Here is a 23,332-nt window from a genome sequence, read left to right as displayed (position 1 = left end):
GCCGCACCACGGGCCGCCCCCGCACCGACCCGCGGTCGCCCCGGCGACCGGTCCGGACCTGGAGGGGGTGGGCCCCGTGGCCCCCGTGACCGACCAGTGCAGCAGCGCGCTGGACCTCGACACCGCGTTCGCCGCCGTGGCCGCGGGCGCGCTCCGCGACGGGCCCGTCGGCGCCGTCGGCCTGGAGCTCGAGGCCCACCTCGTCGACCTCGACCGGCCCGCCGCGCGGGTGCCGTGGGGCCGGGTGTGCGGCGCGGTGGCCTCGGTGCCGCCGCTCCCCGGCGGCAGCCGGGTCACCTGCGAGCCGGGCGGGCAGGTCGAGCTCTCCGGGCCGCCGCTGCCCGACGTGGCAGCCGCGGTCGCCGCGCTGCGCGCCGACCGCGCGGTGCTGGCCGCGGCCCTGGCCGGCGACCGGCTCGGGCTGGCGCCGGTGGGCGCCGACCCGCTGCGGCGGCCGCAGCGGGTGAACCCGGCCGCGCGCTACGCCGCCATGGAACGGCACTTCACCGCCGTGGGCTGCGCACCGGCGGGGACGGCGATGATGACCTCGACGGCGTCCCTGCAGGTCAACCTCGAGGCCGGGCCGGCTCCCGGCTGGAGCGACCGGGTGGCCCTGGCCCACCAGCTCGGGCCGGTGCTCGTCGCCGTCTCCGCCTGCTCGCCGCTGGCCGGCGGGCGGCCGACGGGGTGGCGGTCGACGCGGCAGCAGGTGTGGGGCGACCTCGACCAGGCCCGCTGCGGCCCGCTGCTGCGCGGCGACGACCCGGCCGGCGAGTGGGCCGCCTACGCGCTGGCCGCGCCGGTGATGCTCGTCCGGGACGACGACGGGGCCGAGCCGGTCCTCGGGCGGGTCGCCTTCTCCGACTGGGTGACCGGCGAGGTGCCCCTCGGCGACCGCCGGCCCTCGGCCGCCGACCTCGACTACCACCTGACCACGCTGTTCCCGCCCGTGCGGCCCCGCGGCTGGCTGGAGATCCGCTACCTCGACGCGGCACCCGAGCCGTGGTGGCCGGCGCTGGCGGCGGTCACCACCGTGCTGCTCGACGACCCGGTCGCGGCCGGCCGGGCCGCCGACGCGACCGCCTCCACCGCCGGCGCCTGGGACCGCGCCGCCCGCACCGGGCTGGCCGACCCGGCGCTGCGCGCCGCCGCGCGGGCCTGCCTGGCCGCGGCGCTCGACGCCGTCCCCGCCGGCCTGCGGGCGGAGGTCGAGGCCCTGGCCGAGCTCGTCGAGCGCGGCGCCGACCCGGGCGGCGCCCTGCTCGACGCGCTGCGCACCGGCGGCCCCGCCGCCGCGCTCCTGGCCACCACCGGCGACACGGGAGGCCCGCGGTGAGCGACCTCCGCGAGCTGCTCGCCCGGGACCTGGCCGCCGCCCGGGCCCGCACGCTGCACCTCACCGACCACGACGAGCCGGAACTGCTGGCCCAGCACACCCCGCTGCTGTCGCCGCTGGTGTGGGACCTGGCGCACATCGGCCAGCAGGAGGACCTGTGGCTGCTGCGCCGCGGCGACGCCGCCCGTCCCGGCCTGCTGCCGCCCGACGTCGAGGCGCTGTACGACGCGTTCACCCAGCCGCGCGCCGTCCGCGCCCGGTTGCCGCTGCTGCCCCCCGTGGAGGCCCGCGCCTTCTGCCGGGAGGTGCGGGACCGGGTCCTGGACCGGGTGGACCGGCTCGGCGCCGACGACGACCCCTTCGACTTCGCCATGGTCGCCAGCCACGAGCAGCAGCACGACGAGACGATGCTGCAGGCCCTGGCGCTGCGCAGCGGCCCGCCGCTGCTCGGTCCCGGGTCCCCGCTGCCCGCCGGCCGGCCGGGGGTGGCCGGCACCTCTGCGCTGGTGCCCGGCGGCGAGTTCGTGCTCGGCGTCGACGCCGACGACGAGCCGTTCAGCCTGGACAACGAGCGGCCGGCGCACGTCGTCGACGTCCCCGCCTTCCGCATCGGCCGGGTGCCGGTGACCAACGCCGAGTACGCCGCCTTCGTGGCCGACGGCGGCTACGCCGAGCGCCGCTGGTGGTCCGAGCGCGGCTGGGCGCACCGCACGGAGGCCGGGCTCACCGCGCCGATGTACTGGGGCGCGGGAGGCACGACCGGCACCCGCACGCGCTTCGGCGTGGTCGAGGAGCTGCCCCCGGACGAACCGGTCCAGCACGTCACGTACTTCGAGGCCGAGGCCTACGCCCGGTGGGCCGGCGCACGGCTGCCCACCGAGGTCGAGTGGGAGAAGGCCGCGGCGTGGGACCCGGCGCTGCACCGGCGGCGGCGCTTCCCGTGGGGCGACTCGGAGCCCACGCCCGCGCTCGCCAACCTCGACGGCGCCGCCCTGCGGCCGGCGCCGGTCGGCGCGTACCCCGCCGGCGCCTCGGCGTACGGGGTCGAGCAGCTGATGGGCGACGTGTGGGAGTGGACGTCGTCGGACCTCACCCCCTGGCCGGGGTTCCGGCCGATGCTCTACGCCGACTACTCCGCGCCCTTCTTCGGCGGCGACTACAAGGTGCTGCGCGGCGGCTCCTGGGCGGTCGGCGCGTCGATCCTGCGGCCGAGCTTCCGCAACTGGGACCACCCGGTCCGCCGGCAGGTCTTCAGCGGCATCCGGCTGGCCTGGTCCGTCGACGAGGTGGACGCCTGAGCATGTGCCGTCACCTCGCCTGGCTCGGCCGGCCGCGCACGCTGGCCTCGCTCGTGCTGGAGCCGCCGTCGTCCCTGCTCGTGCAGTCGTGGGCGCCGCGACGACAGCGGTACGGCACCGTGAACGCCGACGGCTGGGGGGTGGGCTTCTACACGCCGGACCGGCCGGAGCCGGCCCGCTGGCGCTCCGCCCGCCCGCTGTGGGGCGACCCGTCGTTCGCCTCGGTCGCGCCGGTGCTGCGGTCGGGGTGCGTGGTGGCCGCCGTCCGCTCGGCGACCGTCGGCATGCCGCTGGAGGAGAGCGCGGCCGCGCCCTTCACCGACGGCCACGCGCTGCTGTCGCACAACGGGCGGGTCGACCGGGCGGTGCTGCCGCCGGTGCGCGACGCGGAGTCGACCGTCGACAGCGCGCTGCTGGCCGCGCTCGTCTTCGACCGCGGCCTCGACGCCCTGGCCGCCACGGTGGCCGAGGTGGCCGCGGCCGACCCGGCCGCGCGCCTGAACCTGCTGGCCGCCGACGGCACCCGCCTGCTGGCCACCACCTGGGGCGACACCCTCTCGGCGCTGGTCACCGACGAGGGGACGGCGCTGGCCAGCGAGCCGTGGGACGACGACCCCGGCTGGCGCGACGTCCCCGACCGCCACCTCGTGGAGGTCACCCCCGACGGCCTCACCCTCACCCCGATCGGAGAGCTCCGCGCATGACCGTCTCGCTCACCAGCCACCTGGCGCCCGACGCCGCGCGCGACGCCCTGCGCGCCGACGCCCTCGCCGGGCTGACGGCGACGCCGAAGTCGCTGCCGCCGCGGTGGTTCTACGACGAGCGCGGCAGCGAGCTGTTCGACGAGATCACCCGGCTGCCGGAGTACTACCCCACCCGTGCCGAGCGGGCGGTGCTGACCGCGCGCGCCGGGGAGATCGCCGCCGCGTCGCGCGCCGACGTGCTGGTCGAGCTGGGCAGCGGGACGTCGGAGAAGACCCGGCTGCTGCTGTCGGCGCTGCGCGACGCCGGCACGCTGCGCCGGTTCGTGCCCTGCGACGTGGACCCGTCGGTGCTCGAGGCGGCGGGCGTGGCGATCACCGCCGAGTACCCGGACGTCGCCGTCGACGCGGTGGTCGGCGACTTCACCGAGCACCTGGACCGGCTGCCGCGGGAGGGACGCCGGCTCGTGGCCTTCCTCGGCTCGACCATCGGCAACCTCGAGCCGGTGCCGCGTGCGGCCTTCCTCGCCGGGCTGGCCGCCACGCTCGGCCCCGGCGACTCCTTCCTCCTCGGCACCGACCTGGTCAAGGACCCCGCCCGGCTCGTCCCCGCCTACGACGACGCCGCCGGCGTGACCGCGGGGTTCAACCGCAACGTGCTCGCCGTCCTCAACCGCGAGCTGGGCGCGGGCTTCGACCCGGCCACGTTCGAGCACGTCGCCCTGTGGGACGCCGAGGCGGAGTGGATCGAGATGCGGCTGCGGTCGACGATCGACCAGGTGGTCGCGGTGCCCGCGCTCGACCTCCAGGTGGCCTTCGCCGCGGGCGAGGAGATGCGCACCGAGGTGTCGGCGAAGTTCCGGCCCGAGGGCGTCGCGGCGGAGCTGGCCGCGGCCGGCCTGCGGCTCACCCACTGGTGGACCGACCCGGACGGCGACTTCGGCGTCTCCCTCTCGGTCCCCGCCTGAGGGGAACCGGCGGGACCGGTCGTGCATCCACCGCGGACGGGTGTACGGAAGAGGCGGTGACAACGCAGTCACCCCCTCACCGGAAGGACCGTCCCATGACCCGGACCCGCTCCACCGGCCTCGCCCTCGGTGCCGCCGGCGCCGTCGGCGTCGCGCTCGCCCTCGGCACCGCCCCCGCCGCGGCCGCGGACACCGCCACCGTCTCCGTGCTGCACGGGGTGCCCGACACCCCCGTCGACGTCTACGCCAACGGCGAGCGGCTGATCGACGACTTCCAGCCCGGCACCCTGACCGACCCGCTGCAGCTGCCGGCCGGCAACTACGACCTGGCGCTCTTCCCCGCCGACGCCGCCGACGGCTCGGGCACCCCGCTGCTGTCGGCGAACGGCGTGGCCGTGCCCGCCGGCGCGAACGCCACCGTGGTCGCCCACCTCGACGCGAACGGCGCCCCGAAGCTGACGCCGTTCGTCAACGACGCCTCCGCCGTCCCCGCCGGCCAGGCGCGGGTCACCGTGCGGCACACCGCGGCGGCCCCGGCCGTCGACGTGCGGGCCGGCGGCCAGGTCGTCGCCCCGGGGCTGACCAACCCGAACGAGGCCACCCTCGAGGTCCCGGCGGGCACCGTCAGCGCCGACGTCGTCCTCGCCGGCACCGGCACCGTCGCGATCGGCCCGGCCGACCTGACCCTGTCCGAGGGCACCACGACGATCGTCTACGCGTGGGGCTCGCAGGAGGCCGGCTACCAGCTCGCCGTCCAGACGATCTCGGGGTCGCACTCGGCGCCCTCCGGCGTCCCCGGCGGCAGCGCGGGCCTGGCCGACGACGACGGCTTCCCCGCGCCGCTGGCCGCCCTGTCGATCGCCGGGCTCGTGGTCGCCGGGCTGTCGGCGCGGCGGCTGGCCGGCTCCCGGGCCTGACGGGACCAGGACCGGAGAGGCCCCGGCCGTGCGCCCCGCTGCCGCCGGCGCGGTCCTCGGGCTGGCCCTGGCGATCGGCGTGCCGACCGCCTGGCAGCTGACCCGGGAACCGGCGGCGGCGGGCGCGCCGGTCGAGCAGGTCCTCCCCGCGTCCACACCGCCGGCGCCGCCCAGTCCCCCGCAGGCGGCGCCGGCGGACCCCGGCCGGCTCCCGGAGGTGGTCGCCCGGGACGCGACCCCGACCGCCGCGCCCACCGCGCCCGCGCCGGTGCGGCTCGCCGTCCCCGCGCTGGGCGTGGACGTCCCGCTGGACCCGGTCGGCGTCGCCGCCGACGGCCAGATGGAGCTGCCCGCCGACGTGGACCGGGTCGGCTGGTACCGCTACGGGCCCGTGCCCGGCGCCCCCGGGTCGGCGGTCCTCGCCGGCCACGTGGACGACGCCGAGCAGGGCCTCGGCGCCCTCGCCCCGCTGCGGGAGGCCGAGCCCGGCGACGAGGTGCTGGTCACCGACGCCACCGGGACGACCAGCCGCTGGCGGATCGTGGCCCGCGAGCTGATCACCAAGCAGGAGCTCCCGCTCGGGCAGCTGTTCGCCCGCGAGGGGGCGCCCCGGCTGGTGGTCGTCACCTGTGGCGGGCCGTTCCTGCCGGAGTACCGCAGTTACCGGGACAACGTGGTCGTGGTGGCGGAACCGGTCGCGGAACCGCTCGCGGAGCCGGTCCCGTGACGGCTGCATCCGCCGGGGGCACGACCGGTGAAGGACGGGCGACCCAGCGAGACGGCGGGAGGAGCGGGGCATGACCGGGCTGCTCGACCTCCCACCGACGACGGCTCCGGCCGCGCTCCGGCCAAGGTCAACTACTGTCGAGTTCGTGGGCAACACCGTCATCCCGCTGCCGGGCTCCGCCCCGGAGCCGGACGACGCCGAGGTCGGCCGCCGCTTCGCCGCCGGCGACGAGCAGGCGCTGGCCATCGCCTACGAGCGCTGGGCCGGGCAGGTGCACGGCATGGCGGTGCGGGCGTTCGGCCCCGGCCCCGACGCCGAGGACGTCACCCAGCAGGTCTTCGTGTCGGCGTGGACCGGCCGCACCGGCTACCGGCCCGAGTCCGGCCCGCTGCCGGCCTGGCTGGTCGGCGTCTGCCGGCACAAGATCGCCGACACGTGGGCCCGGCGGGACCGCCAGCGCCGCCTGGCCGAGGCGGCCGCCGCCGACGCCGAGGCGCGCCCCGGGCCGGCGACCGCGCGGCCGCTGGACACCGCCGTCGCCGACCGCGTGCTGCTGCTGGGCGAGCTCGACCGCATCGACCAGCCCCAGCGGGGCATCATCGAGCTGGCCTTCTTCGAGGACCTCACCCACGCCCAGATCGCCACCCGCACCGGGCTGCCGCTGGGCACCGTCAAGAGTCACATCCGGCGCACCCTGGAGCGCCTGCGCAACCGGTTGGAGGTGGACGGTGCCGCAGCACTGCACGCCTGAGGACCTGGCGCTGGCCGCCCTCGGCGAACCCCTCTCCCCCTCCGACGCCGCCCACCTGGCCGACTGCCCCGCCTGCTCCGGCGAGGTCGCCGGCCTGCGCCGCGGCGTCGAGGTCCTCGCCGTCCCGGAGTTCGCCGCGCCCGGCGCACCGGTGCCCCCGCCGCCCGGCGTCTGGGCGGCGATCGCCGCGGGCACCGGCGTCACCGCCGTCCCGCGGACGGTCGCCGCCGCTGGGCCGGCCGAGCCCGCCGAACCCGCGCCGGCGACCGCACCGGCCACCGGGGCCGAGGTGGTCCCGCTCCGCCCGCGCCGCTCCCGGCTGCTGCTGGCGGCCGCGGCGTCGCTCGTCGTGGGTGCCGGCATCGGCGCCGGCGCCGTCACCCTGGGCGGGGACGACGACGGCGAGGACCCGGCCGTGGTGGCCCTGGCCGCGGCGCAGCTGGACCCCCTCGGCGAGAACCAGGCCTCCGGCGAGGCCGAGGTCGTCGAGCACGCCGACGGCACGCGGGTGCTGCGCCTGGAGCTGGACGCCTCCGCCCCCGACGAGGGGTACCTCGAGGTGTGGCTGATCGACGAGGCGGTCGAGGGCATGGTGCCGGTCGGCGTGGTCCGCGCCGGCACCGAGGAGCTCGTGCTGCCCGCCGACCTCGACCTGGGCCAGTACCCGATCGTCGACGTCTCGGTCGAGCCGCTGGACGGCGACCCCACCCACTCCGGCGTCTCCATCGCCCGGGGCGTGCTGGGCACCTGACCGCGGCCCGCGCCGGGGGGCTCGCCTAGCGTGACGCCGGTGAGCACGACCGCACTCCCGCACGAGGACCTCGGCGCCGCCTGGCGGGCCGCCCGGCCCCGCCCCGCCGGCCGGCACCTGGACACCGCGGCCTGCAGCCGGCAGAGCAACCGCGTGCTGGAGGCCGTCGCCCACCACGCGCGCCACGAGGCCGAGCTGGGCGGGTACGTCGCCGAGGCGGCCGCGCAGGACCTCCTCCAGCAGGGCCGCTCGGTGCTCGCCGGCCTGGTCGGGATGGCCGCGGCCGACCTCGCGTTCGTGGAGTCGGCGCAGCACGCGCTGAGCACCCTGCTGGCCGGCTGGCGCCTCCCCGCGGGCAGCCGGGTCGCCGTCCTCCCCGGTGAGTACGCCCCCAACGCCGCCATGCTCCGCGCCGCCGGCCTGACCCCGGTGCCGCTGCCGGTGGACGGCGACGGCCGCGCCGTCCCGGAGGAGGTCGAGCGGATGCTGGCCGGCGACCCGCCGGCGGCGGTGCACCTCACGCACGTGGCCAGCCACCGCGGCGTCGTCCAGCCGGCGCCGGAGATCGCGGCGCTGTGCCGCGCCGCCGGGGTGCCGCTGGTGCTCGACACCGCGCAGTCGCTCGGCCAGGTCGACACAGACCTGGGCGCCGACGCCGCCTACGGCACCTCGCGCAAGTGGCTCGCCGGGCCGCGCGGCGTCGGGTTCCTCTGCGTGCGGCCGGCGCTGGCCCGGCAGCTGACCCCGGTGCTGGCCGCCCCGGCGGACCTGCCGCCGATGCGCGCGTTCGAGTCGGGTGAGGCGCACGTGGCCGGGCGGGTGGGCCTGGTGCTCGCGGTCGGCGAGCACCTCGCCGCCGGGCCGGACCGGGTGCGGCAGCGGCTGGCGGCCCTGGGGCGGGCCGGCCGGGAGGTCCTGGACGGCGCGGCCGGGTGGCGGGTGGTCGAGCCGCTCGACGAGCCGACGGCGACCACCACCCTGCGGCCCCCGGACGGCGTCGACGTCGTCGCGACCCGCGCCCGGCTGCTGAACGACCAGGGCATCGTGACCACCGCCATCGGCGTCGAGCGGGCCCCCGGTGAGATGACCGGCCCGGTGCTGCGGGTCTCCCCGCACGTCGACGCCGCCCTCGACGACCTGGAGGCCCTCGCCGCCGCCCTCTGAGAGCACTTCGCGCGCGAAAGTCCCCCGGTCCCGGGAGCACTTCGCGCGCGAAAGTCCCTAGAGGGGGGCCTGGAGGCGGGCCGAGACGCGGCGGTGGACGGCGAGCTGCTCGTCCAGGCCGGGGTGCACCGGGACGCCGTCCTCGACCACGAACCGCCCGCCGACGACGGTGTGCCGCGCCGCCACCGGACCGCAGCGCAGCCACGCCTCCACCGGGTCCGACAGCGCCCCGGCGAACGCGACCCCGGACAGCGGCCACACCACCAGGTCGCCGCACGCCCCGACCGACAGCTGCCCGATCTCCCCGGCGCGGCCCAGGCAGGCCGCCCCGCCGCGGGTCGCGACCTCCAGCGCGTCGCGGGCGGAGAACGAGCCGGCGCCGTGCCGCAGCTTGCCCTGCAGCATCGCCGTCCGGGCCTCCAGCCACAGCGACGCCGAGTCCGCCGACGACGACCCGTCCACGCCCAGCCCCACCGGGGCGCCGGCGGCCCGAAGCTCGGCGACCGGGGCCAGTCCCGAGCCCAGGACCATGTTGGACGACGGGCAGTGCGCCGCCCCGACCCGCGCCGCGCCCAGCCGCCCCACCTCGTCGGCCGAGGGCCAGACGACGTGCGCCAGCCACACCCGGTCCGACAGCCAGCCCACGTCGGTCAGGTAGTCGACCGGCCGGCGGCCGAAGGTCTCCAGGCAGAACGCGTCCTCGTCCCGCGTCTCGCACAGGTGGGTGTGCAGCCGGACGTCGAGCCGCTCGGCCAGCTCCGCCGTCCGGGTCATCAGCTGCGTCGACACGCTGAACGGGGAGCACGGCGCGAGCGCGATCCGGGTCAGCGCGGTGGGCGAGCGGTCGTGGTGGGCCGCCACCAGGCGCTCGGAGTCGGCCAGGACCTCGTCGTCGTCCTGGACGACGGAGTCCGGCGGCAGCCCGCCGTCCTTCTCCGACAGCGACATGGAGCCGCGGGTGAAGTGCGACCGCACGCCCAGGTCGCGCGCCGCCGCGACCTCCGCCGAGACCAGGTCCCCGCCGCCGCGGGGGTGCACGTACAGGTGGTCGGTCGAGGTCGTGCAGCCCGACAGCGCCAGCTCGGTCAGCCCGACGTAGGCCGAGACGTAGGCCGCCTCCTCGTCCAGCCGCGCCCACAGCGGGTAGAGGGTCACCAGCCAGTCGAACAGCCCGCCGGTCAGCGCGGGCGCGTAGGCGCGGGTGAGGTTCTGGTACAGGTGGTGGTGGGTGTTGACCAGGCCCGGCGTCACCAGGCAGCCGCGCGCGTCGACGGTGCGGACGGCGGGCGGGCGGGGGTCGCCCGGGCCGCCGATGCCGCTCACCACCCCGCCGGTCACCGCCACCCAGCCGCCGGCGACCTCGCGGCGGGCGTCGTCGACGGTGGCCAGCAGCTCGGCGTCGTGCACCAGCAGGTCGGCGGTCTCCATGGGGCCGGATCCTGCCCACACGCGTGTGACGGCGGCGAGTCGCCGCGCGCCGGTGTGCAACCTCCTCGTGACACCCCGGGGCTACCGTGGCCGCCCCCGGGGCCACCACGACACCGACAGCGGCGCCCGGAGGACGGAAGGGGACGCATGCGGTTCCTGCAGCCCACCACCTGGGCAGAGGCGCTGGAGGCGAGGGCGGCCGAACCGGAGGCCGTGCCGATCGCCGGCGGCACCGACGTGATGGTCGCGGTGAACTTCGGCCGGCTGCGGCCGCCCGCGCTGCTCGACCTGACCCGGGTCCGCGAGCTGCAGGAGTGGGACACCGAGGACGGCGTCGTCCGCCTGGGCGCCGGCGTGCCGTACGCGCGGGTCATCGCCGAGCTCGGCGACCGGCTGCCCGGCCTGGCCATGGCCGCCCGGACGATCGGCTCGCCGCAGATCCGCAACCGCGGCACCGTCGGCGGCAACCTCGCCACCGCCTCCCCCGCCGGCGACGCGCACCCGGCGCTGCTCGCGGCCGACGCCGAGGTCGAGGTGGCGTCGACCCGGGGCACCCGCCGCATCCCGGTCACCGGGTTCTTCACCGGCGTGAAGCGGTCGGCGCTGGCGCCCGACGAGCTCATCGCCGCCGTGCGGGTGCGCCCGCCGGCCGGCCCGCAGCAGTACAGCAAGATCGGGACCCGCAACGCGATGGTGATCGCCGTCGCCGCCTTCGGGCTCGCGCTGCACCCCGACCGCGGCGCCGTCGGCACCGGCATCGGCTCGGCCGCGCCGACCCCGCGGCGCGCGACCGCCGCCGAGGAGTTCCTGGCCGGGGAGCTGGCCGACCTGTGGGGGTCCCGCGCGGAGCTGCCGGCCGCCACCGCGACCCGCTTCGGCGAGCTGGTCGCCGAGGCCGCCGCCCCGATCGACGACGTCCGCGGCACCGCCGCCTACCGCGTCCACGCCCTCTCGGTCATGGCCCGCCGTGCGTTGACCTGGGCGTGGGCCGAGTACCGCACCGCGAAGGAGGCCTGACATGCGCCTGACCTGCACCGTCAACGGCAGCGTCCAGCAGGTGGACGACGTGTGGGAGGGCGAGAGCCTGCTCTACGTCCTCCGCGAGCGGATGGGCCTGCCCGGCTCGAAGAACGCCTGCGAGCAGGGCGAGTGCGGCTCCTGCACGGTCTACCTCGACGGCGTGCCGGTGTGCTCCTGCCTGGTCGCCGCCGGGCAGGCCGAGGGCCGCGAGGTCGGCACGGTCGAGGGCATGGCCACCGAGGAGGAGCTGCACCCGGTCCAGCAGGCCTTCCTCGACGCCGGTGCGGTGCAGTGCGGCTTCTGCACGCCCGGGCTGCTGGTGGCCACCGACGAGCTGGTCACCCGGTCGCTGGCCGAGAGCGGCGGCCCACCGGCCGACGCGGAGATCCGCGAGGCCCTGGCGGGCAACCTGTGCCGCTGCACCGGCTACGAGAAGATCCTCGACGCCGTGCGGCTGGCGGCGCAGCGGATGGCCGCCCGATGAGCGCCCCGGCCCGCACCCCCGCCGGCGCGCCCGGCCACCTCACCGGCCCGGGCAGCGGCGGCGTGGGCGACGACGCCCAGCGCCCCGACGGCACCCTCAAGGTCCGCGGCGAGTTCGCCTACGGCAGCGACCTGTGGATGGAGGACATGCTCTGGGGCGTCACCCTGCGCAGCCCCCACCCGTACGCCCGCATCCGCTCGATCGACGTCGGCCCGGCGCTCGCCGTCCCGGGCGTGCACGCCGTCCTCACCTCCGACGACGTCCCCGGCTCGAAGGTCTACGGCCTGGAGCTGGCCGACCAGCCGGTCCTGGCGGTCGACGTCGTCCGCTACCAGGGCGAGCCGGTGGCGCTGGTGGCCGCCGACCACCCCGAGGTCGCCCGCGCGGCGGCGGCGCGGATCGTCGTCGACTACGAGGTGTGGGAGCCGGTCACCGATGCGATCGCCGCGCTCGGCCACCCCCGCTGGAACGCCGTGCACGAGGACGACGCCCCGGTCACCGAGCTCAGCCGGGAGAGCGCGCACCTGCACCCGGAGGGCAACCTCGTCCGCCACCTGAAGATCCGCAAGGGCGACCCGTCGCCGGCCGCGGACGTCGTGGTGGTGAACGAGTACCAGGTCGGCATGCAGGACCAGGCCTTCCTCGGCCCGGAGTCCGGGTTGGCCGTGCCGGCCGAGGACGGCGGCGTCGAGCTGTACGTGGCGACCCAGTGGCTGCACGTCGACCAACGGCAGATCTGCTCGGCGCTGGGCCTGCCGCCGGAGCGGGTGCGGCTCACGCTGGCCGGCGTCGGCGGCGCGTTCGGCGGCCGCGAGGACCTGTCGATGCACGTGCACGCCTGCCTGCTGGCGATGCGCACCGGCCGGCCGGTGAAGATGTCGTACAACCGCGAGGAGTCGTTCTTCGGGCACGTGCACCGGCACCCGGCGACGATGCGCTACGAGCACGGCGCCACCCGCGACGGGCAGCTGGTCTACGTGAAGGCCGAGATCTACCTGGACGGCGGCGCCTACGCCTCCAGCACGCCCGCGGTGGTCGGCAACGCCGGCACGATGGGCATCGGCCCCTACGTCGTCCCGCACGTGCACGTCGACTGCTACGGCGCCTACACGAACAACCCGCCGTGCGGCGCGATGCGCGGCTTCGGGTCGGTGCAGACGGCGTTCGCCTACGAGTCGCAGATGGACGCGCTGGCCGCCGAGCTCGGCATGGACCCGGTCGAGCTGCGCTGCCGCAACGCCATGCAGGAGGGCTCGGTCACCCCCAACGGGCAGGTGGTCGACAGCGCGGCGCCGGTGGTCGAGCTGCTGCGCCGGCTGGAGGCCATGCCGCTGCCGGCCCCGGCCCCGGAAGACCTGCGGCACATGCCCGGCGGGGTCTCCAACACCACCCACGGCGAGGGCGTGCGCCGCGGCGTCGGCTACGCGGTCGCCTACAAGAACGTCGCCTTCTCCGAGGGGTTCGACGACCACTCGACGGCACGGGTGCGGATCGAGGTGGCCGGCGGGGAGCCCGTCGTCACCGTGCACACCGCCGCCGCCGAGGTCGGGCAGGGGCTGGTGACCGTCGAGCAGCAGATCGCCCGCACCGAGCTCGGCGTCGACCGGGTCGTCGTCCACCCCAAGGACACCGGCGTCGGCTCCGCCGGGTCGACCTCCGCGTCCCGGCAGACGTACGTCACCGGCGGCGCGGTCAAGGCCGCCTGCGAGGCCGTGCGCGGCCGGCTGCTGGAGCGGGCCGCGGTCCTGACCGGCCGACCGGCCGGCGAGCTGCGGCTCTTCGACGGCGCCGTGGTGGCCGAGGGGCTGGAGCTGCCGCTGGCCGAGCTGCTCGGCGACGACGCGGTCGAGGAGACGCTCGAGTGGCGGCACCGGCCCACCCGGCCGATCGACCCCGAGACCGGGCAGGGGTTCGCGCACGTGCAGTACGCGTTCTCCGCCCACCGGGCGGTGGTCGACGTCGACACCGAGCTGGGCCTGGTCAAGGTCGTGGAGATGGCCTGCACCCAGGACGTCGGCAAGGCCGTCAACCCGCAGGCCGTGATCGGTCAGATCCAGGGCGGGACGGCGCAGGGGCTCGGGCTCGCCGTGATGGAGGAGATCCTCGTCCGCGACGGGCGGGTGCAGAACCCGTCGTTCACCGACTACCTGATCCCCACCATCCTGGACATGCCGCCGATGCGGATCGAGGTGCTGGAGTACGCCGACCCGCACGCGCCCTACGGGCTGCGCGGGGTCGGGGAGGCGCCGAACATCTCGTCCGGGCCTGCGGTGCTGGCGGCCGTCCGACAGGCGACCGGCCTGCCGCTCACCCGTGTCCCCGTCCGCCCGGAGCACATCTGCGGCACCTGAGCGTGTGCGCTCACACCGCGTTCCGGGCTCGGGAACGCGGCCTCGGCGCACACGCTCAGCGGGCGGTCTCCCGCCAGCGCCGCTGCAGGGCGGCCCGGCCGGTGTCGGTCGGGCGGCCCCACAGCCGCAGCCGGGCCATGCCGCCGTCGGGGAACACGTCCAGCCGCACGCCCGTCACGGCGGCAGCGCCGGGCAGGACGAACCGGTGCCGGGTGTCGGGCTGCAGCGGCGTGCGGGGGAGCAGCTCGACCCGGCCGCCGTCCGCGGTGGTGCCGGTGAGGGACGCCGCGCCCGGGGCGTTGCCGAGGAAGTACGAGGTGTCGAGCTCGGCCAGGGTCACCACGCCCTCGCAGGCCAGGGCGACGTCGACCCAGTCGTTGCCGTCGTCGCGGCGGCGGGCGGTCTCCCAGCCCTCGCCCATCGACCGGGCCACGCCGCGGCCGAGCAGCTGGTGCGGGGTGCCGTAGAAGGCGTTGCTGACCCCCGTGACCAGCCCGCCGTTCTCCAGCGCGGCGAGGTCGCACGGCCCCGCGTCGAGCAGCTGCGGGTCCGGGACGACGCTGCCGTGCACCCGGAACCGGGCCACGCCGCCGTCGGGGTGGATGGTCAGCCGCACGTGGGTCACCCGCGGCGCCGGCGCGACGGGGAAGGCGTTCGGGGTGCCGCCGGCCAGGTCCGACAGCGGCAGCAGGGGGGACCAGTCGGCCGCGGCCAGCTCGGCCGCCGGCGGGTACCCCTCGACGACCGCGCCCTCCACCGACGCCCGCGGCGGGTAGTTGCCGAGGAAGTACGCGGTGTCGATCACGACGCCGCTGACCACCCCGGGCGCGCCCAGCCGCACGACCGCCCAGTCGCTGCCCGGCTCCCGGTGTCGGCGGGTCTCCCAGCCGTCGTACTCCTTGCCGCGGTGCCCGAACTCGGCCCGGGCCTGCGCCGGCCCGGGGACGATCAGGTTCTCCTTGGCGGCGAAGAACTCGTCGTTCGCGAGGACGACGGCCCCGCCGAGGGCCCGGCTGGCGAGGTCGGGCAGGCCGAACGGGTCGGTCACGGTGCTCCTCGGTCGGATCGGGTTCCGCTGCGGCGGCGAGGGTAGGGCAGCGGCGTCCGACGACCCCCGGGAGGAACCGTGTCCGAACCCACCGACGACCTGCGCGAGCGGGCCCGCCAGCACGTCGAGCAGCTGCCCGCCGAGACCGCCCTCGGCAACGCTGACCCCGCCGGCGGGGTCCGCGACGACCCGCAGGTCCTCGACGACGCCGCCCGCGAGGAGGGCGAGCAGTCGGGCTGAGTCACCGGACCCCTCGGCTGAGCAGGCGGCCGAGCGGGCTCCCGTCGGCGTCCCGGCCGCGCACCCAGGTCCGCCGGACGAGGCCGGTGAGCTCGCGCCCGGCGTAGGGGGTCACCGGGTTGCGGTGCAGCAACCGGTCCACGGTCCAGCGCTCCTCGGGGGCGAAGGCGACCAGGTCGGCGTCCTTCCCGACGGCGATCGCCCCCTTGCCCGGCAGCCCGGCCTGGCGGGCCGGCGCCGCCGACATCCACTCCACCACCCGCGCCAGCGGCACCCCGCGGGCCCGCGCGCCGCTCCACACCGCCGGCAACGCCACCTGCAGCGACGCGATGCCGCCCCACGCCAGCCCGAAGTCGCCCACGTCGAGCCGCTTGAGCTCCGGGGTGCAGGGCGAGTGGTCGCTGACCACCAGGTCGACGTCGCCGTCGGTCAGCGCCGCCCACAGCGCCTCGCGGTGCCACACCTCGCGGATCGGCGGGCAGCACTTGTAGGCGGTGTCGCCGTCGGGCACGTCCTCGGCGGCGAAGGTCAGGTAGTGCGGGCAGGTCTCGACGGTGATCCGCACGCCCTCGGCGCGGGCGGCGCGCAGCAGCGGCAGGGCGTCGGCGTCGGCCAGGTGGACGACGTGGCTGCGCCCGCCGGTGTCCCGGGTGGCGGCCACCAGCCGGCCGATGGCGGTCTCCTCGGCGGCGGTCGGGCGCGAGGCGAGGAACGCGGCATAGCTGGCGCCGGCCGGCTCGGGGGCGGCGGCGACGACCTCGGCGTCCTCGGCGTGCGCGATCAGCAGTGCGTCGAGGGCGGCGAGCTCGGCGAGCGCAGCACGCAGCCCGGCGTCGTCCAGCGGCGGGAACTCCGGGACGCCGGAATCGAGCAGGAAGCACTTGAACCCGACGACGCCGGCCTCGTGCAACGGCCGCAGCTGGTCGAGGTTTCCGGGCACCGCGCCGCCCCAGAAGGCGACGTCGACCGCCACCTGCCCCTCGGCCACCTCCCGTTTCACGTGCAACGCCTCGAGCGTCGTCGTGGCCGGCACGGAGTTGAGCGGCATGTCCACGATCGTGGTGACCCCGCCGGCGGCCGCGGCGCGGGTCGCGGTGGCGAAGCCCTCCCACTCGGTGCGGCCGGGCTCGTTGACGTGCACGTGGCTGTCGACCAGCCCAGGCAGCAGCACCTCGTCGTCGGCGAGGGTGACCGTGCCGGCGGGCGCGTCGTCGTAGCCGGTCACCGCCGCGACAACGCCGTCGACGACGTGCACCGCCGCGGCCCGCTCGCCGTCGGGCAGCACCACCCGCCGCGCCCGCACCACCAGGGAACTCACGCCACCTCCTCGCCCCCGCCGGCCAGCGCCGTCAGCGCCCGCTCCACCCGGTGCAGCTCGCTGCCCCAGGCGGTGGCCGACCAGCCGCCGTCCAGCGGCAGCCGGACCGCATCGTCCCCCGTGGCGACCGGCAGCGGCTCGCCCAGCGACACCGTCGCGGCGTAGGCGCGCGGCGCCACGGGCGGCAGCCAGCCGGGCGCGCCCGGCCCCAGCCCGACCGTGGTGTGCAGCAGCGGGACGCCGGCCCGCTCGACGCGGGTGCTGCCGGTCCAGCGGCCGGGCTCCTCGCCGGTGCGGCCGAGCAGCACCCGCTCGGCCGCCACCAGCGTCGCGCCCCCGGTCAGCTCGGCGACCAGCTCGGCGCGGTGGTGGGCACCCGCGGCGACGACCGTCGGCTCGGGCGCCAGCACCAGCGACCCGGCGACGACGGCGTGCACCCGCTGCACCGACGGCGCCTCCCCCTCCCGCGCCGGGAGGGCGACCGCCGCCGCGACCGAGTGCACCGCCAGCCGTGCGCCCTCCTCCACCACGAGGGACACCTCCGCGTCGTCCCCGCCGAGCGGGCCGAACGCCGTGGCCACCAGGTGCACGCTCGCCGGGCCGGTCCGCCGGACGGCGAGCTGACCGCTGGCCCGCACGACCGGCAGCACGGTGCGGCCGCCCGGCCCGGCCCGGGCGACCACCTCGACCCGGGTGATCACGCCGACTGCAACGCGGCCCGCGCCCGCACCTGCTCGCGCACCCACTCGGCCACCTCGGCCGCCGTCGGGTCCTCGCGCAGCGAGATCAGCAGCGTCGGCTTGTCCCCGCGCACCACGGCCGAGTCCCGGCGCATCACGTCCAGGTCGGCGCCCACCAGCGGCGCGAGGTCGGTCTTGTTCACCACGAGCAGGTCGCTGGCGGTGACACCCGGCCCGCCCTTGCGCGGCACCTTGTCCCCGCCGGCGACGTCGATGACGAAGACCTGCACGTCGACCAGGCCGTAGCTGAAACTCGCGGTCAGGTTGTCGCCGCCGGACTCGACCAGCACCAGCTCGAGCCCGGGGTGACGCGCCTCGAGCAGCTCCACGGCGTCGAGGTTGGCGGTGATGTCGTCGCGGATCGCGGTGTGCGGGCAGCAGCCGGTCTGCACCGCCTCGATCCGGTCGTCCGGGAGGACGGCGTTGCGGCGCAGGAAGTCGGCGTCCTCGGTCGTGTAGATGTCGTTGGTGACGACGGCGAGGTCGTACTCGGCGCCCAGCGTGCGGCACAGCGCCGCGGCCAGCGCGGTCTTCCCGGAGCCCACGGGACCGCCGAGGCCGACCCGCAGCGGGCCGCCGTGGCGGTGCCCGTGCTCGTAGGGGTCGACGTAGTCGGTGAGGTTGTGGTCAGGCGGCACGGGGACTCCTTCTCATGAGGCGAAGTAGCGGTCGCTGCGGACGGTGTGGACCTCGGCCAGGAGGTCCAGCAGCGGGTCGGTGTCGGCCGGCAGATCGGCGCGAGGACCTCTCGCGCGGGAAGCGCTCCTCGCCGCGACGGCGTCCACCTCGGGCGAGAGCCGTGCGGTGATGGCGGCGACGGTCAGCGGGTCCATGGCCAGCAGCCGCTGCGCCGCGGTGGCCGGCCCGCTGATGGACAGGTAGGCGGCGGCCGCGGCGGCGTCGCCGTCCGTCAGCCCGCCGGCCGCGGCGGCGACGCCGAGCGCGACGGGGTGGTGCGGTGCGGTCGGCAGCGCGTCCCACAGCGGCGAGGGCCAGGCCCGCCGGCCGACCCGGACGAGGCCGCGGCCCTGCTGCCGGGAGGCGGCCCGCAGCGCCGGGGACGGCGTCCGGGCGTCGGCCTCGGCGTCGAGCCGGGCCAGGTCGGCGTCGGGCCGGCACGCGGCCGCCGCCAGGCCGGCGGCCACCGCCCCCGCCGTCTGCAGGCGGCGCAGCAGGAAGGCGGCCAGCGACGCGGGGTCGTGCACGTACCCGGCCGCGATCGCCTGCTCGACCCCGCCGGAGTGGGTGTGCCCGCCGGCTGGCAGCCGGGAGTCGGCCAGCGTGAGGAGCGCTGAGGACATGAGGGAGGCGCCCCCTAGAAGAGGAAGTACCGCTGGGCCATGGGCAGCTCGCCCACCGGCTCGGGCTCCCACACCTCGCCGTCCACCGTGACCGTGAAGGTGTCAGGGTCGACGCGGATGTCCGGCAGCGCGGTGTTCTCCGGCATGTGGGCCTTGGTCAGCCGGCTGGTGTCGGTGACCGCGGCGAGCCGCCGGTCGACCGCGAGCCGGTCGGCCAGTCCCGCCTCGAGCGCCGCCGGGGCCACGAAGTGCAGGGAGGTCTGCGCGGGCACCCGTCCGTAGGCGCCGAACATCGGCCGCGGCAGCACCGGCTGCGGCGTCGGGATGGAGGCGTTCGCGTCGCCCATCTGCGCCCAGGCGATCATCCCGCCCTTGAGGACGGCGTGCGGCCGGACGCCGAACAGCCCCGGGTCCCACAGCACCAGGTCGGCGAGCTTGCCCGGCTCCACGGAGCCGACCTCGCCGTCGATGCCGTGCGCCACCGCCGGGCAGATCGTGTACTTGGCGACGTACCGGCGGGCCCGCAGGTTGTCCGCCGGGCCGTCGCCGGCCAGCGACCCGCGCTTGCGCTTCATCACGTGCGCGGTCTGCCAGGTCCGCATCACCACCTCGCCGACCCGGCCCATCGCCTGGGCGTCGGAGCCAATCATCGAGATGGCGCCGATGTCGTGCAGGAGGTCCTCGGCGGCGATCGTGGTCGGCCGGATCCGGCTCTCGGCGAAGGCCAGGTCCTCGGGCACGGAGCTGTCGAGGTGGTGGCAGACCATGAGCATGTCGAGGTGCTCGTCGAGCGTGTTGACCGTGTGCGGCCGGGTCGGGTTGGTGCTGCTGGGCAGCACGTTGGGGTGCCCGGCGACCGTGATGATGTCCGGCGCGTGCCCGCCCCCGGCACCCTCGGTGTGGTACGCGTGGATGCTGCGGCCGGCGATCGCGGCCAGGGTGTCCTCGACGAAGCCGGCCTCGTTGAGGGTGTCGGAGTGCAGGGCCACGGGGACGCCGTGCTCGCCCGCGACGGTGAGGCACGCGTCGATGGCGGCGGGGGTCGACCCCCAGTCCTCGTGCAGCTTGAACCCGCTGGCGCCGGCCCGGAGCTGCTCGACCAGCGACGCCCGCGACACGGTGTTGCCCTTGCCGAGCAGCGCCACGTTGACCGGCAGTGGGTCCATCGCCTCCAGCATCCGGGCCAGGTACCAGTCGCCCGGGGTGATGGTCGTGGCCTTGGACCCCTCGGCCGGACCGGTGCCGCCGCCGATGAGCGTGGTCACGCCCGAGCCGAGCGCCGTCGGCACGATCTGCGGGCAGATGAAGTGCACGTGGCAGTCGATCCCGCCCGCGGTGAGGATCCGCCCGTTGCCGGCCAGCACCTCGGTGCCCGGCCCGATGACCAGGTCGGGGTGGACGCCGTCCATCGTGTCCGGGTTGCCGGCCTTGCCCAGCGCGACGACCCGGCCGTCGCGGATGCCGACGTCGGCCTTGACGACGCCCCAGTGGTCCAGGACCACCGCCCCGGTGATCACCAGGTCGGGGGCGCCCTCGGCGCGGGTGGCCCGGCCCTGGCCCATCGACTCGCGGATGACCTTGCCGCCGCCGAACACGGCCTCCTCGCCGGCCCGGCCCGGGCCGCCGCAGCGGTCCTCCTCGACCTCGATGAGCAGGTCGGTGTCGGCCAGCCGGATCCGGTCGCCCGTCGTGGGGCCGTAGAGCTGCGCGTAGCGCTCGCGGGACAGCCGCACCATCAGCCGAGCCCTCCCTCGCTGGTCAGGCCCGGGACGACGCGCGCGCCGGCCAGTGGCACGAGCGTCACCGTGCGGGTGATGCCGGGCTCGAAGCGGACCGCGGTCCCGGCGGCGATGTCGAGCCGGTGACCGTGCGCCGTCCCCCGGTCGAAGCGCAGCGCCGCGTTGGTCTGGGCGAAGTGGAAGTGCGAGCCGACCTGGACCGGCCGGTCGCCGGTGTTGGTGACCTCGAGCTCGACCCGCGGCGCGCCCTCCAGCGTCTCGATGGCCCCCTCCGCCGGGATCACCTCTCCCGGGATCACGGGATGGGGTGGTGGACGGTCACGAGCTTGGTCCCGTCCGGGAAGGTCGCCTCCACCTGCACCTCCTCCAGCAGCTCGGGGACGCCGTCCATCACGTCCTCGCGGGTCAGCACCGTGCGGCCGGACTGCATGAGCTCGGCGACCAGGACGCCGTCCCGGGCACCCTCGAGCACGTGGTCGGTGATGATCGCCGTCGCCTCCGGCAGGTTGAGCCGCAACCCCCGCGCCCGGCGGCGGCGCGCCAGCTCGGCTGCGTAGGAGAGCAGCAGGCGTTCCTGCTCGTGCGGGGACAGGTGCACGCGGGAGACCTCCGGACGTCGACGGCTCCCGGACGCTAGTACCGGCTCGTGACAACCGTGTTGCAGCCCGGCACCCGAGCCGGCCTTGCTCCCGGTGACCGGCCCCCTCTATGGTTCGTTACATGAGTAATGAACCCAGGCACCTCGGCGCCCGGGCCGCCCGCCGGCGCACCGGGTGAACGAGGACGCCGGCCCGATCTTCCGGCAGGTCGCCGACCTCGTCGAGACGGCGATCGTCGACGGTTCCCTCCCCGAGGAGAGCCAGGCGCCCTCGACGAACGAGCTGGCCGCCTTCCACCGCATCAACCCCGCCACCGCCGCCAAGGGCCTGAACCAGCTGGTGGCCGACGGGGTCCTCTACAAGAGACGAGGAGTCGGGATGTTCGTCGCCACGGGCGCCCGCGAGCAGCTGCTCGAGCGCCGCCGCAGCGAGTTCGCCGACCAGTACGTCCGACCGCTGATGACCGAGGCGTCCAAGCTCGGCATCTCCACCCGCGAGCTCGCCGCGATGATCGACCGCTGGGAGGACGAGCGATGACCGCCGCCGCCGCCGTGCAGGACGTGACCATGCGCTTCCGCAGCCACACGGCACTGCAGGGGGTCAGCACCGCCTTCGAGCAGGACGCGATCACCGGCCTGCTGGGCCGCAACGGCGCCGGGAAGACGACGCTGCTGCAGCTGCTCGCCGGCCACCGCACGCCCACGAGCGGTCGCGTGGAGGTGTTCGGCCGGTCCCCCTTCGAGGACGACACCGCGCTGTCGGGCATCTGCTTCGTCAAGGAGGGACAGCGCTATCCCGACGCCTTCCGCGTCTGTGACGCGATCTCCGCGGCATCGTGGCTGTTCCCCTCCTGGGACGCCGACCTCGCCGAGCACCTTCTGGCGGACTTCGAGCTGCCCCGCAAGCGACCCGTCAAGAAGCTGTCGCGGGGCATGAACTCGGCGGTCGGCATCGTCATCGGGCTGGCGTCCCGGGCTCCGCTGACGCTCTTCGACGAGCCCTACCTGGGCCTCGACGCCGTGGCCCGGCAGCTGTTCTACGACCGGCTGCTCGCCGACTACGCCGAGCACCCCCGCACCGTCGTCCTCTCCACGCACCTCATCGAGGAGATCGGCGACCTGCTGGAGCGGGTCGTCCTCATCGACCGCGGCCGCGTGGTGCTGGACGACAGCGCGGAGACCCTCCGGTCCGCCGCCCTGACCGTCTCGGGCCCGCGGACCGCGGTGGAGGCCTTCGGCCGTGACCGCGAGGTCCTGCAGATGGAGGTCCTCGGCGGCTCCGCCCGCGCGGTGGTGCGGGTGGCCGGGCCCGCGGACGAGGCCGCCGCGCTCGACGGAGGGCTGACGGCCGAGCACACCCCGCTGCAGCGACTGGTCGTGGAGCTGGCCCGCCACACCGCGACCGCGTCGCCCGCCCCCGGACTCGACGCCACGGCCCTCGAGGAGGTCCCCCGATGAGCCGCCTGCTCACCGCCGCCCGCCTGCACCTGGTCAACCCGCTGGTCATGATCGGCATCCCGTGGCTGGTCGCCGGCATCGCGTTCGCCGTCAACCTCGCCCTGTACGCCCTCACCGACGCCGGCGAGCAGGAGAACGCCATCACCGGAGGCGTCTCCTCGCTGTACATCACCGTCCTGGTCGTCTTCGTGCAGGCGGTGACGCAGCTGCTGCCGTTCGCGATGGGCATGAGCCTGTCGCGCCGCACCTTCTACCTGGGGACGGCGCTCGTGGCGGTCGCCCAGTCGCTGTACTACGGCATCGCGCTGTCCACGCTGACCGCCATCGAGGGCGCCACCGGCGGCTGGGGCGTGGACCTGGCCTTCTGGGCACCTGCAGGCATGGACGTGGACGACTTTGCGCTCCAGGTGCTCGTGTCCGGCGGCCCCATGCTGGCGGCGACGTTCCTCGGCCTCGGCATCGGCGTGGTCGTGAAGCGCTGGGGCCAGCTGGGGATGTGGGGGCTCATCGTCGGGACCGTCGTCCTCCTCGGCGCCGCCGCCGTCCTGGTGACCTGGCTGGAGGCCTGGGGCGACCTGGGCTCGTGGCTGGGCGACCGGTCGGCGGGCACGCTCGCCGCCGGCCTGCCGGCACTGCTGGCCGTCGTCCTGGCCGGCCTCAGCTGGGGCGGCATCCGGCGCACGGTGCCCTGACCCGCCCCCGCACACCTCGGACACGGGCCCCCTTCCGTCACGGATGACGGAAGGGGGCCCGTGTCCTCCTCCCGCCGTCCGTCGTCCGTCGAGGAGAGTCGTGTGCGCGCTAGGGGCAGGGCTCGCCCTCGCGCGCCGGCGCCCACACTCGGCCGCGATGGAGAGTGGGGGAATGTGGGGGAATGTGGGGGAATGTGGGGGAATGCAGAAGGGGGGGGGGGGCGGGGGGGGGGGGGGGGGGGGGGGGGGGGGGGGGGGGGGGGGGGGGCGGGCCCCCCCCCCCCCCCCCACCCCCGACCCCC

At 76.5% G+C, this 23,332-nt stretch carries 25 protein-coding genes; 16 read left to right on the top strand and 9 right to left on the bottom strand.

Annotated elements, in window-relative coordinates; all coding sequences use genetic code 11:
- Positions 1-76 precede the first annotated feature (76 nt).
- From egtA to egtE, 9 genes are all read left to right on the top strand, one after another.
- Positions 77-1,336: an ergothioneine biosynthesis glutamate--cysteine ligase EgtA gene (gene egtA / locus ACI8AX_RS21290; RefSeq protein WP_456551862.1), complete on the top strand. Its 1,260-nt coding sequence runs from the start codon at positions 77-79 to the stop codon at positions 1,334-1,336.
- The gene (gene egtB / locus ACI8AX_RS21285; protein ID WP_456551861.1) at positions 1,333-2,634 is read left to right on the top strand and encodes an ergothioneine biosynthesis protein EgtB; all 1,302 of its coding nucleotides are present in this window, start codon (positions 1,333-1,335) and stop codon (positions 2,632-2,634) included. The genes egtA and egtB overlap by 4 nt, the downstream gene beginning before the upstream one ends.
- Before the next feature lie 2 nt (positions 2,635-2,636).
- Positions 2,637-3,338 (top strand): ergothioneine biosynthesis protein EgtC, encoded by a 702-nt coding sequence (gene egtC / locus ACI8AX_RS21280; RefSeq protein ID WP_456551860.1) that lies wholly within the window; start codon positions 2,637-2,639, stop codon positions 3,336-3,338.
- A complete protein-coding gene (egtD, locus tag ACI8AX_RS21275) occupies positions 3,335-4,303 on the top strand; it encodes an L-histidine N(alpha)-methyltransferase (protein WP_456551859.1) in 969 nt (322 codons plus the stop codon). Before egtC ends, egtD begins: the two co-directional genes overlap by 4 nt.
- Positions 4,304-4,398: 95 nt before the next feature.
- Positions 4,399-5,220: a DUF4397 domain-containing protein gene (locus ACI8AX_RS21270; protein ID WP_456551858.1), complete on the top strand. Its 822-nt coding sequence runs from the start codon at positions 4,399-4,401 to the stop codon at positions 5,218-5,220.
- A gap of 28 nt (positions 5,221-5,248) precedes the next feature.
- Positions 5,249-5,947, top strand: a complete 699-nt coding sequence (locus ACI8AX_RS21265; protein WP_456551857.1) for a class F sortase — start codon at positions 5,249-5,251, stop codon at positions 5,945-5,947.
- A 70-nt stretch (positions 5,948-6,017) separates the two neighbouring features.
- The gene (locus ACI8AX_RS21260; RefSeq protein WP_456551856.1) at positions 6,018-6,698 is read left to right on the top strand and encodes an RNA polymerase sigma factor; all 681 of its coding nucleotides are present in this window, start codon (positions 6,018-6,020) and stop codon (positions 6,696-6,698) included.
- Positions 6,676-7,449 carry an anti-sigma factor gene (locus tag ACI8AX_RS21255; RefSeq protein WP_456551855.1) on the top strand — a complete coding sequence of 258 codons (774 nt, stop codon included), beginning with the start codon at positions 6,676-6,678 and terminating at the stop codon, positions 7,447-7,449. The genes ACI8AX_RS21260 and ACI8AX_RS21255 overlap by 23 nt, the downstream gene beginning before the upstream one ends.
- Before the next feature lie 39 nt (positions 7,450-7,488).
- Positions 7,489-8,613, top strand: a complete 1,125-nt coding sequence (gene egtE, locus ACI8AX_RS21250; protein ID WP_456551854.1) for an ergothioneine biosynthesis PLP-dependent enzyme EgtE — start codon at positions 7,489-7,491, stop codon at positions 8,611-8,613.
- 57 nt (positions 8,614-8,670) lie between these two features.
- Here egtE and ACI8AX_RS21245 read toward each other — a convergent pair whose 3' ends face one another.
- A complete protein-coding gene (locus tag ACI8AX_RS21245; RefSeq protein ID WP_456551853.1) occupies positions 8,671-10,041 on the bottom strand; it encodes an 8-oxoguanine deaminase in 1,371 nt (456 codons plus the stop codon).
- 147 nt (positions 10,042-10,188) lie between these two features.
- On the opposite strand from ACI8AX_RS21245, the gene ACI8AX_RS21240 reads away from it, so the two are divergent.
- Genes ACI8AX_RS21240 through pucD form a run of 3 tightly spaced genes read left to right on the top strand, consistent with a single transcriptional unit; the run spans position 10,189 to position 13,896 of the window.
- Positions 10,189-11,058 carry an FAD binding domain-containing protein gene (locus tag ACI8AX_RS21240; protein WP_456551852.1) on the top strand — a complete coding sequence of 290 codons (870 nt, stop codon included), beginning with the start codon at positions 10,189-10,191 and terminating at the stop codon, positions 11,056-11,058.
- 1 nt (position 11,059) lies between these two features.
- Complete coding sequence (locus ACI8AX_RS21235) at positions 11,060-11,545, top strand: (2Fe-2S)-binding protein (protein WP_456551851.1); 486 nt, start codon at positions 11,060-11,062, stop codon at positions 11,543-11,545.
- Positions 11,542-13,896 (top strand): xanthine dehydrogenase subunit D, encoded by a 2,355-nt coding sequence (pucD, locus tag ACI8AX_RS21230; RefSeq protein ID WP_456551850.1) that lies wholly within the window; start codon positions 11,542-11,544, stop codon positions 13,894-13,896. The genes ACI8AX_RS21235 and pucD overlap by 4 nt, the downstream gene beginning before the upstream one ends.
- Before the next feature lie 55 nt (positions 13,897-13,951).
- Here the strand turns inward: pucD and alc are convergent, their stop codons facing one another.
- A complete protein-coding gene (gene alc / locus ACI8AX_RS21225; protein ID WP_456551849.1) occupies positions 13,952-14,944 on the bottom strand; it encodes an allantoicase in 993 nt (330 codons plus the stop codon).
- A gap of 78 nt (positions 14,945-15,022) precedes the next feature.
- Here alc and ACI8AX_RS21220 point away from each other — a divergent pair, with 78 nt between their 5' ends.
- Positions 15,023-15,184 (top strand): hypothetical protein, encoded by a 162-nt coding sequence (locus tag ACI8AX_RS21220; protein WP_456551848.1) that lies wholly within the window; start codon positions 15,023-15,025, stop codon positions 15,182-15,184.
- A gap of 1 nt (position 15,185) precedes the next feature.
- On the opposite strand, the gene allB is transcribed toward ACI8AX_RS21220, so the two are convergent.
- The 7 genes from allB to ACI8AX_RS21185 are packed head-to-tail and all read right to left on the bottom strand — an operon-like array spanning position 15,186 to position 20,880.
- Positions 15,186-16,502, bottom strand: coding sequence for an allantoinase AllB (allB, locus tag ACI8AX_RS21215; RefSeq protein WP_456551847.1), 1,317 nt, complete (start codon positions 16,500-16,502; stop codon positions 15,186-15,188).
- Positions 16,499-17,203: an urease accessory protein UreD gene (locus tag ACI8AX_RS21210; RefSeq protein ID WP_456551846.1), complete on the bottom strand. Its 705-nt coding sequence runs from the start codon at positions 17,201-17,203 to the stop codon at positions 16,499-16,501. Before ACI8AX_RS21210 ends, allB begins: the two co-directional genes overlap by 4 nt.
- Complete coding sequence (gene ureG / locus ACI8AX_RS21205) at positions 17,200-17,880, bottom strand: urease accessory protein UreG (RefSeq protein ID WP_456551845.1); 681 nt, start codon at positions 17,878-17,880, stop codon at positions 17,200-17,202. The genes ACI8AX_RS21210 and ureG overlap by 4 nt, the downstream gene beginning before the upstream one ends.
- Positions 17,881-17,892: 12 nt before the next feature.
- A complete protein-coding gene (locus tag ACI8AX_RS21200) occupies positions 17,893-18,543 on the bottom strand; it encodes an urease accessory protein UreF (RefSeq protein WP_456551844.1) in 651 nt (216 codons plus the stop codon).
- Between the two features lie 14 nt (positions 18,544-18,557).
- Positions 18,558-20,279: an urease subunit alpha gene (locus ACI8AX_RS21195; protein WP_456551843.1), complete on the bottom strand. Its 1,722-nt coding sequence runs from the start codon at positions 20,277-20,279 to the stop codon at positions 18,558-18,560.
- A complete protein-coding gene (locus ACI8AX_RS21190) occupies positions 20,279-20,581 on the bottom strand; it encodes an urease subunit beta (RefSeq protein WP_456551842.1) in 303 nt (100 codons plus the stop codon). The genes ACI8AX_RS21195 and ACI8AX_RS21190 overlap by 1 nt, the downstream gene beginning before the upstream one ends.
- A complete protein-coding gene (locus tag ACI8AX_RS21185) occupies positions 20,578-20,880 on the bottom strand; it encodes an urease subunit gamma (RefSeq protein WP_456551841.1) in 303 nt (100 codons plus the stop codon). The genes ACI8AX_RS21190 and ACI8AX_RS21185 overlap by 4 nt, the downstream gene beginning before the upstream one ends.
- A 175-nt stretch (positions 20,881-21,055) precedes the next feature.
- Between ACI8AX_RS21185 and ACI8AX_RS21180 the strand changes: the two genes are divergently transcribed.
- From ACI8AX_RS21180 to ACI8AX_RS21170, 3 genes are read left to right on the top strand one after another with little or no spacing between them, the layout of a single operon-like run.
- Complete coding sequence (locus tag ACI8AX_RS21180) at positions 21,056-21,418, top strand: GntR family transcriptional regulator (protein WP_456551840.1); 363 nt, start codon at positions 21,056-21,058, stop codon at positions 21,416-21,418.
- Positions 21,415-22,338: an ABC transporter ATP-binding protein gene (locus ACI8AX_RS21175; RefSeq protein ID WP_456551839.1), complete on the top strand. Its 924-nt coding sequence runs from the start codon at positions 21,415-21,417 to the stop codon at positions 22,336-22,338. The genes ACI8AX_RS21180 and ACI8AX_RS21175 overlap by 4 nt, the downstream gene beginning before the upstream one ends.
- Positions 22,335-23,030, top strand: a complete 696-nt coding sequence (locus ACI8AX_RS21170) for a hypothetical protein (protein ID WP_456551838.1) — start codon at positions 22,335-22,337, stop codon at positions 23,028-23,030. Before ACI8AX_RS21175 ends, ACI8AX_RS21170 begins: the two co-directional genes overlap by 4 nt.
- Positions 23,031-23,332: the final 302 nt, after the last annotated feature.

The sequence above is a fragment of the Blastococcus sp. SYSU D00813 genome, assembly GCF_054050735.1.
The sequence above is the reverse complement of the archived record's forward strand: the minus strand, read 5'-3'. Positions and strand labels throughout refer to the sequence as shown.

What these genes read in the sequence shown, in the direction of transcription:
- egtC (WP_456551860.1), top strand. Translation starts at nt 2,637, where the DNA reads ATGTGCCGTCACCTCGCCTGGCTCGGCCGGCCGCGCACGCTGGCCTCG.
- egtD (WP_456551859.1), top strand. Translation starts at nt 3,335, where the DNA reads ATGACCGTCTCGCTCACCAGCCACCTGGCGCCCGACGCCGCGCGCGAC.
- ACI8AX_RS21270 (WP_456551858.1), top strand. Translation starts at nt 4,399, where the DNA reads ATGACCCGGACCCGCTCCACCGGCCTCGCCCTCGGTGCCGCCGGCGCC.
- ACI8AX_RS21260 (WP_456551856.1), top strand. Translation starts at nt 6,018, where the DNA reads ATGACCGGGCTGCTCGACCTCCCACCGACGACGGCTCCGGCCGCGCTC.
- ACI8AX_RS21245 (WP_456551853.1), bottom strand. Translation starts at nt 10,041, where the DNA reads ATGGAGACCGCCGACCTGCTGGTGCACGACGCCGAGCTGCTGGCCACC.
- ACI8AX_RS21240 (WP_456551852.1), top strand. Translation starts at nt 10,189, where the DNA reads ATGCGGTTCCTGCAGCCCACCACCTGGGCAGAGGCGCTGGAGGCGAGG.
- ACI8AX_RS21235 (WP_456551851.1), top strand. Translation starts at nt 11,060, where the DNA reads ATGCGCCTGACCTGCACCGTCAACGGCAGCGTCCAGCAGGTGGACGAC.
- pucD (WP_456551850.1), top strand. Translation starts at nt 11,542, where the DNA reads ATGAGCGCCCCGGCCCGCACCCCCGCCGGCGCGCCCGGCCACCTCACC.
- ACI8AX_RS21200 (WP_456551844.1), bottom strand. Translation starts at nt 18,543, where the DNA reads ATGTCCTCAGCGCTCCTCACGCTGGCCGACTCCCGGCTGCCAGCCGGC.
- ACI8AX_RS21195 (WP_456551843.1), bottom strand. Translation starts at nt 20,279, where the DNA reads ATGGTGCGGCTGTCCCGCGAGCGCTACGCGCAGCTCTACGGCCCCACG.
- ACI8AX_RS21175 (WP_456551839.1), top strand. Translation starts at nt 21,415, where the DNA reads ATGACCGCCGCCGCCGCCGTGCAGGACGTGACCATGCGCTTCCGCAGC.
- ACI8AX_RS21170 (WP_456551838.1), top strand. Translation starts at nt 22,335, where the DNA reads ATGAGCCGCCTGCTCACCGCCGCCCGCCTGCACCTGGTCAACCCGCTG.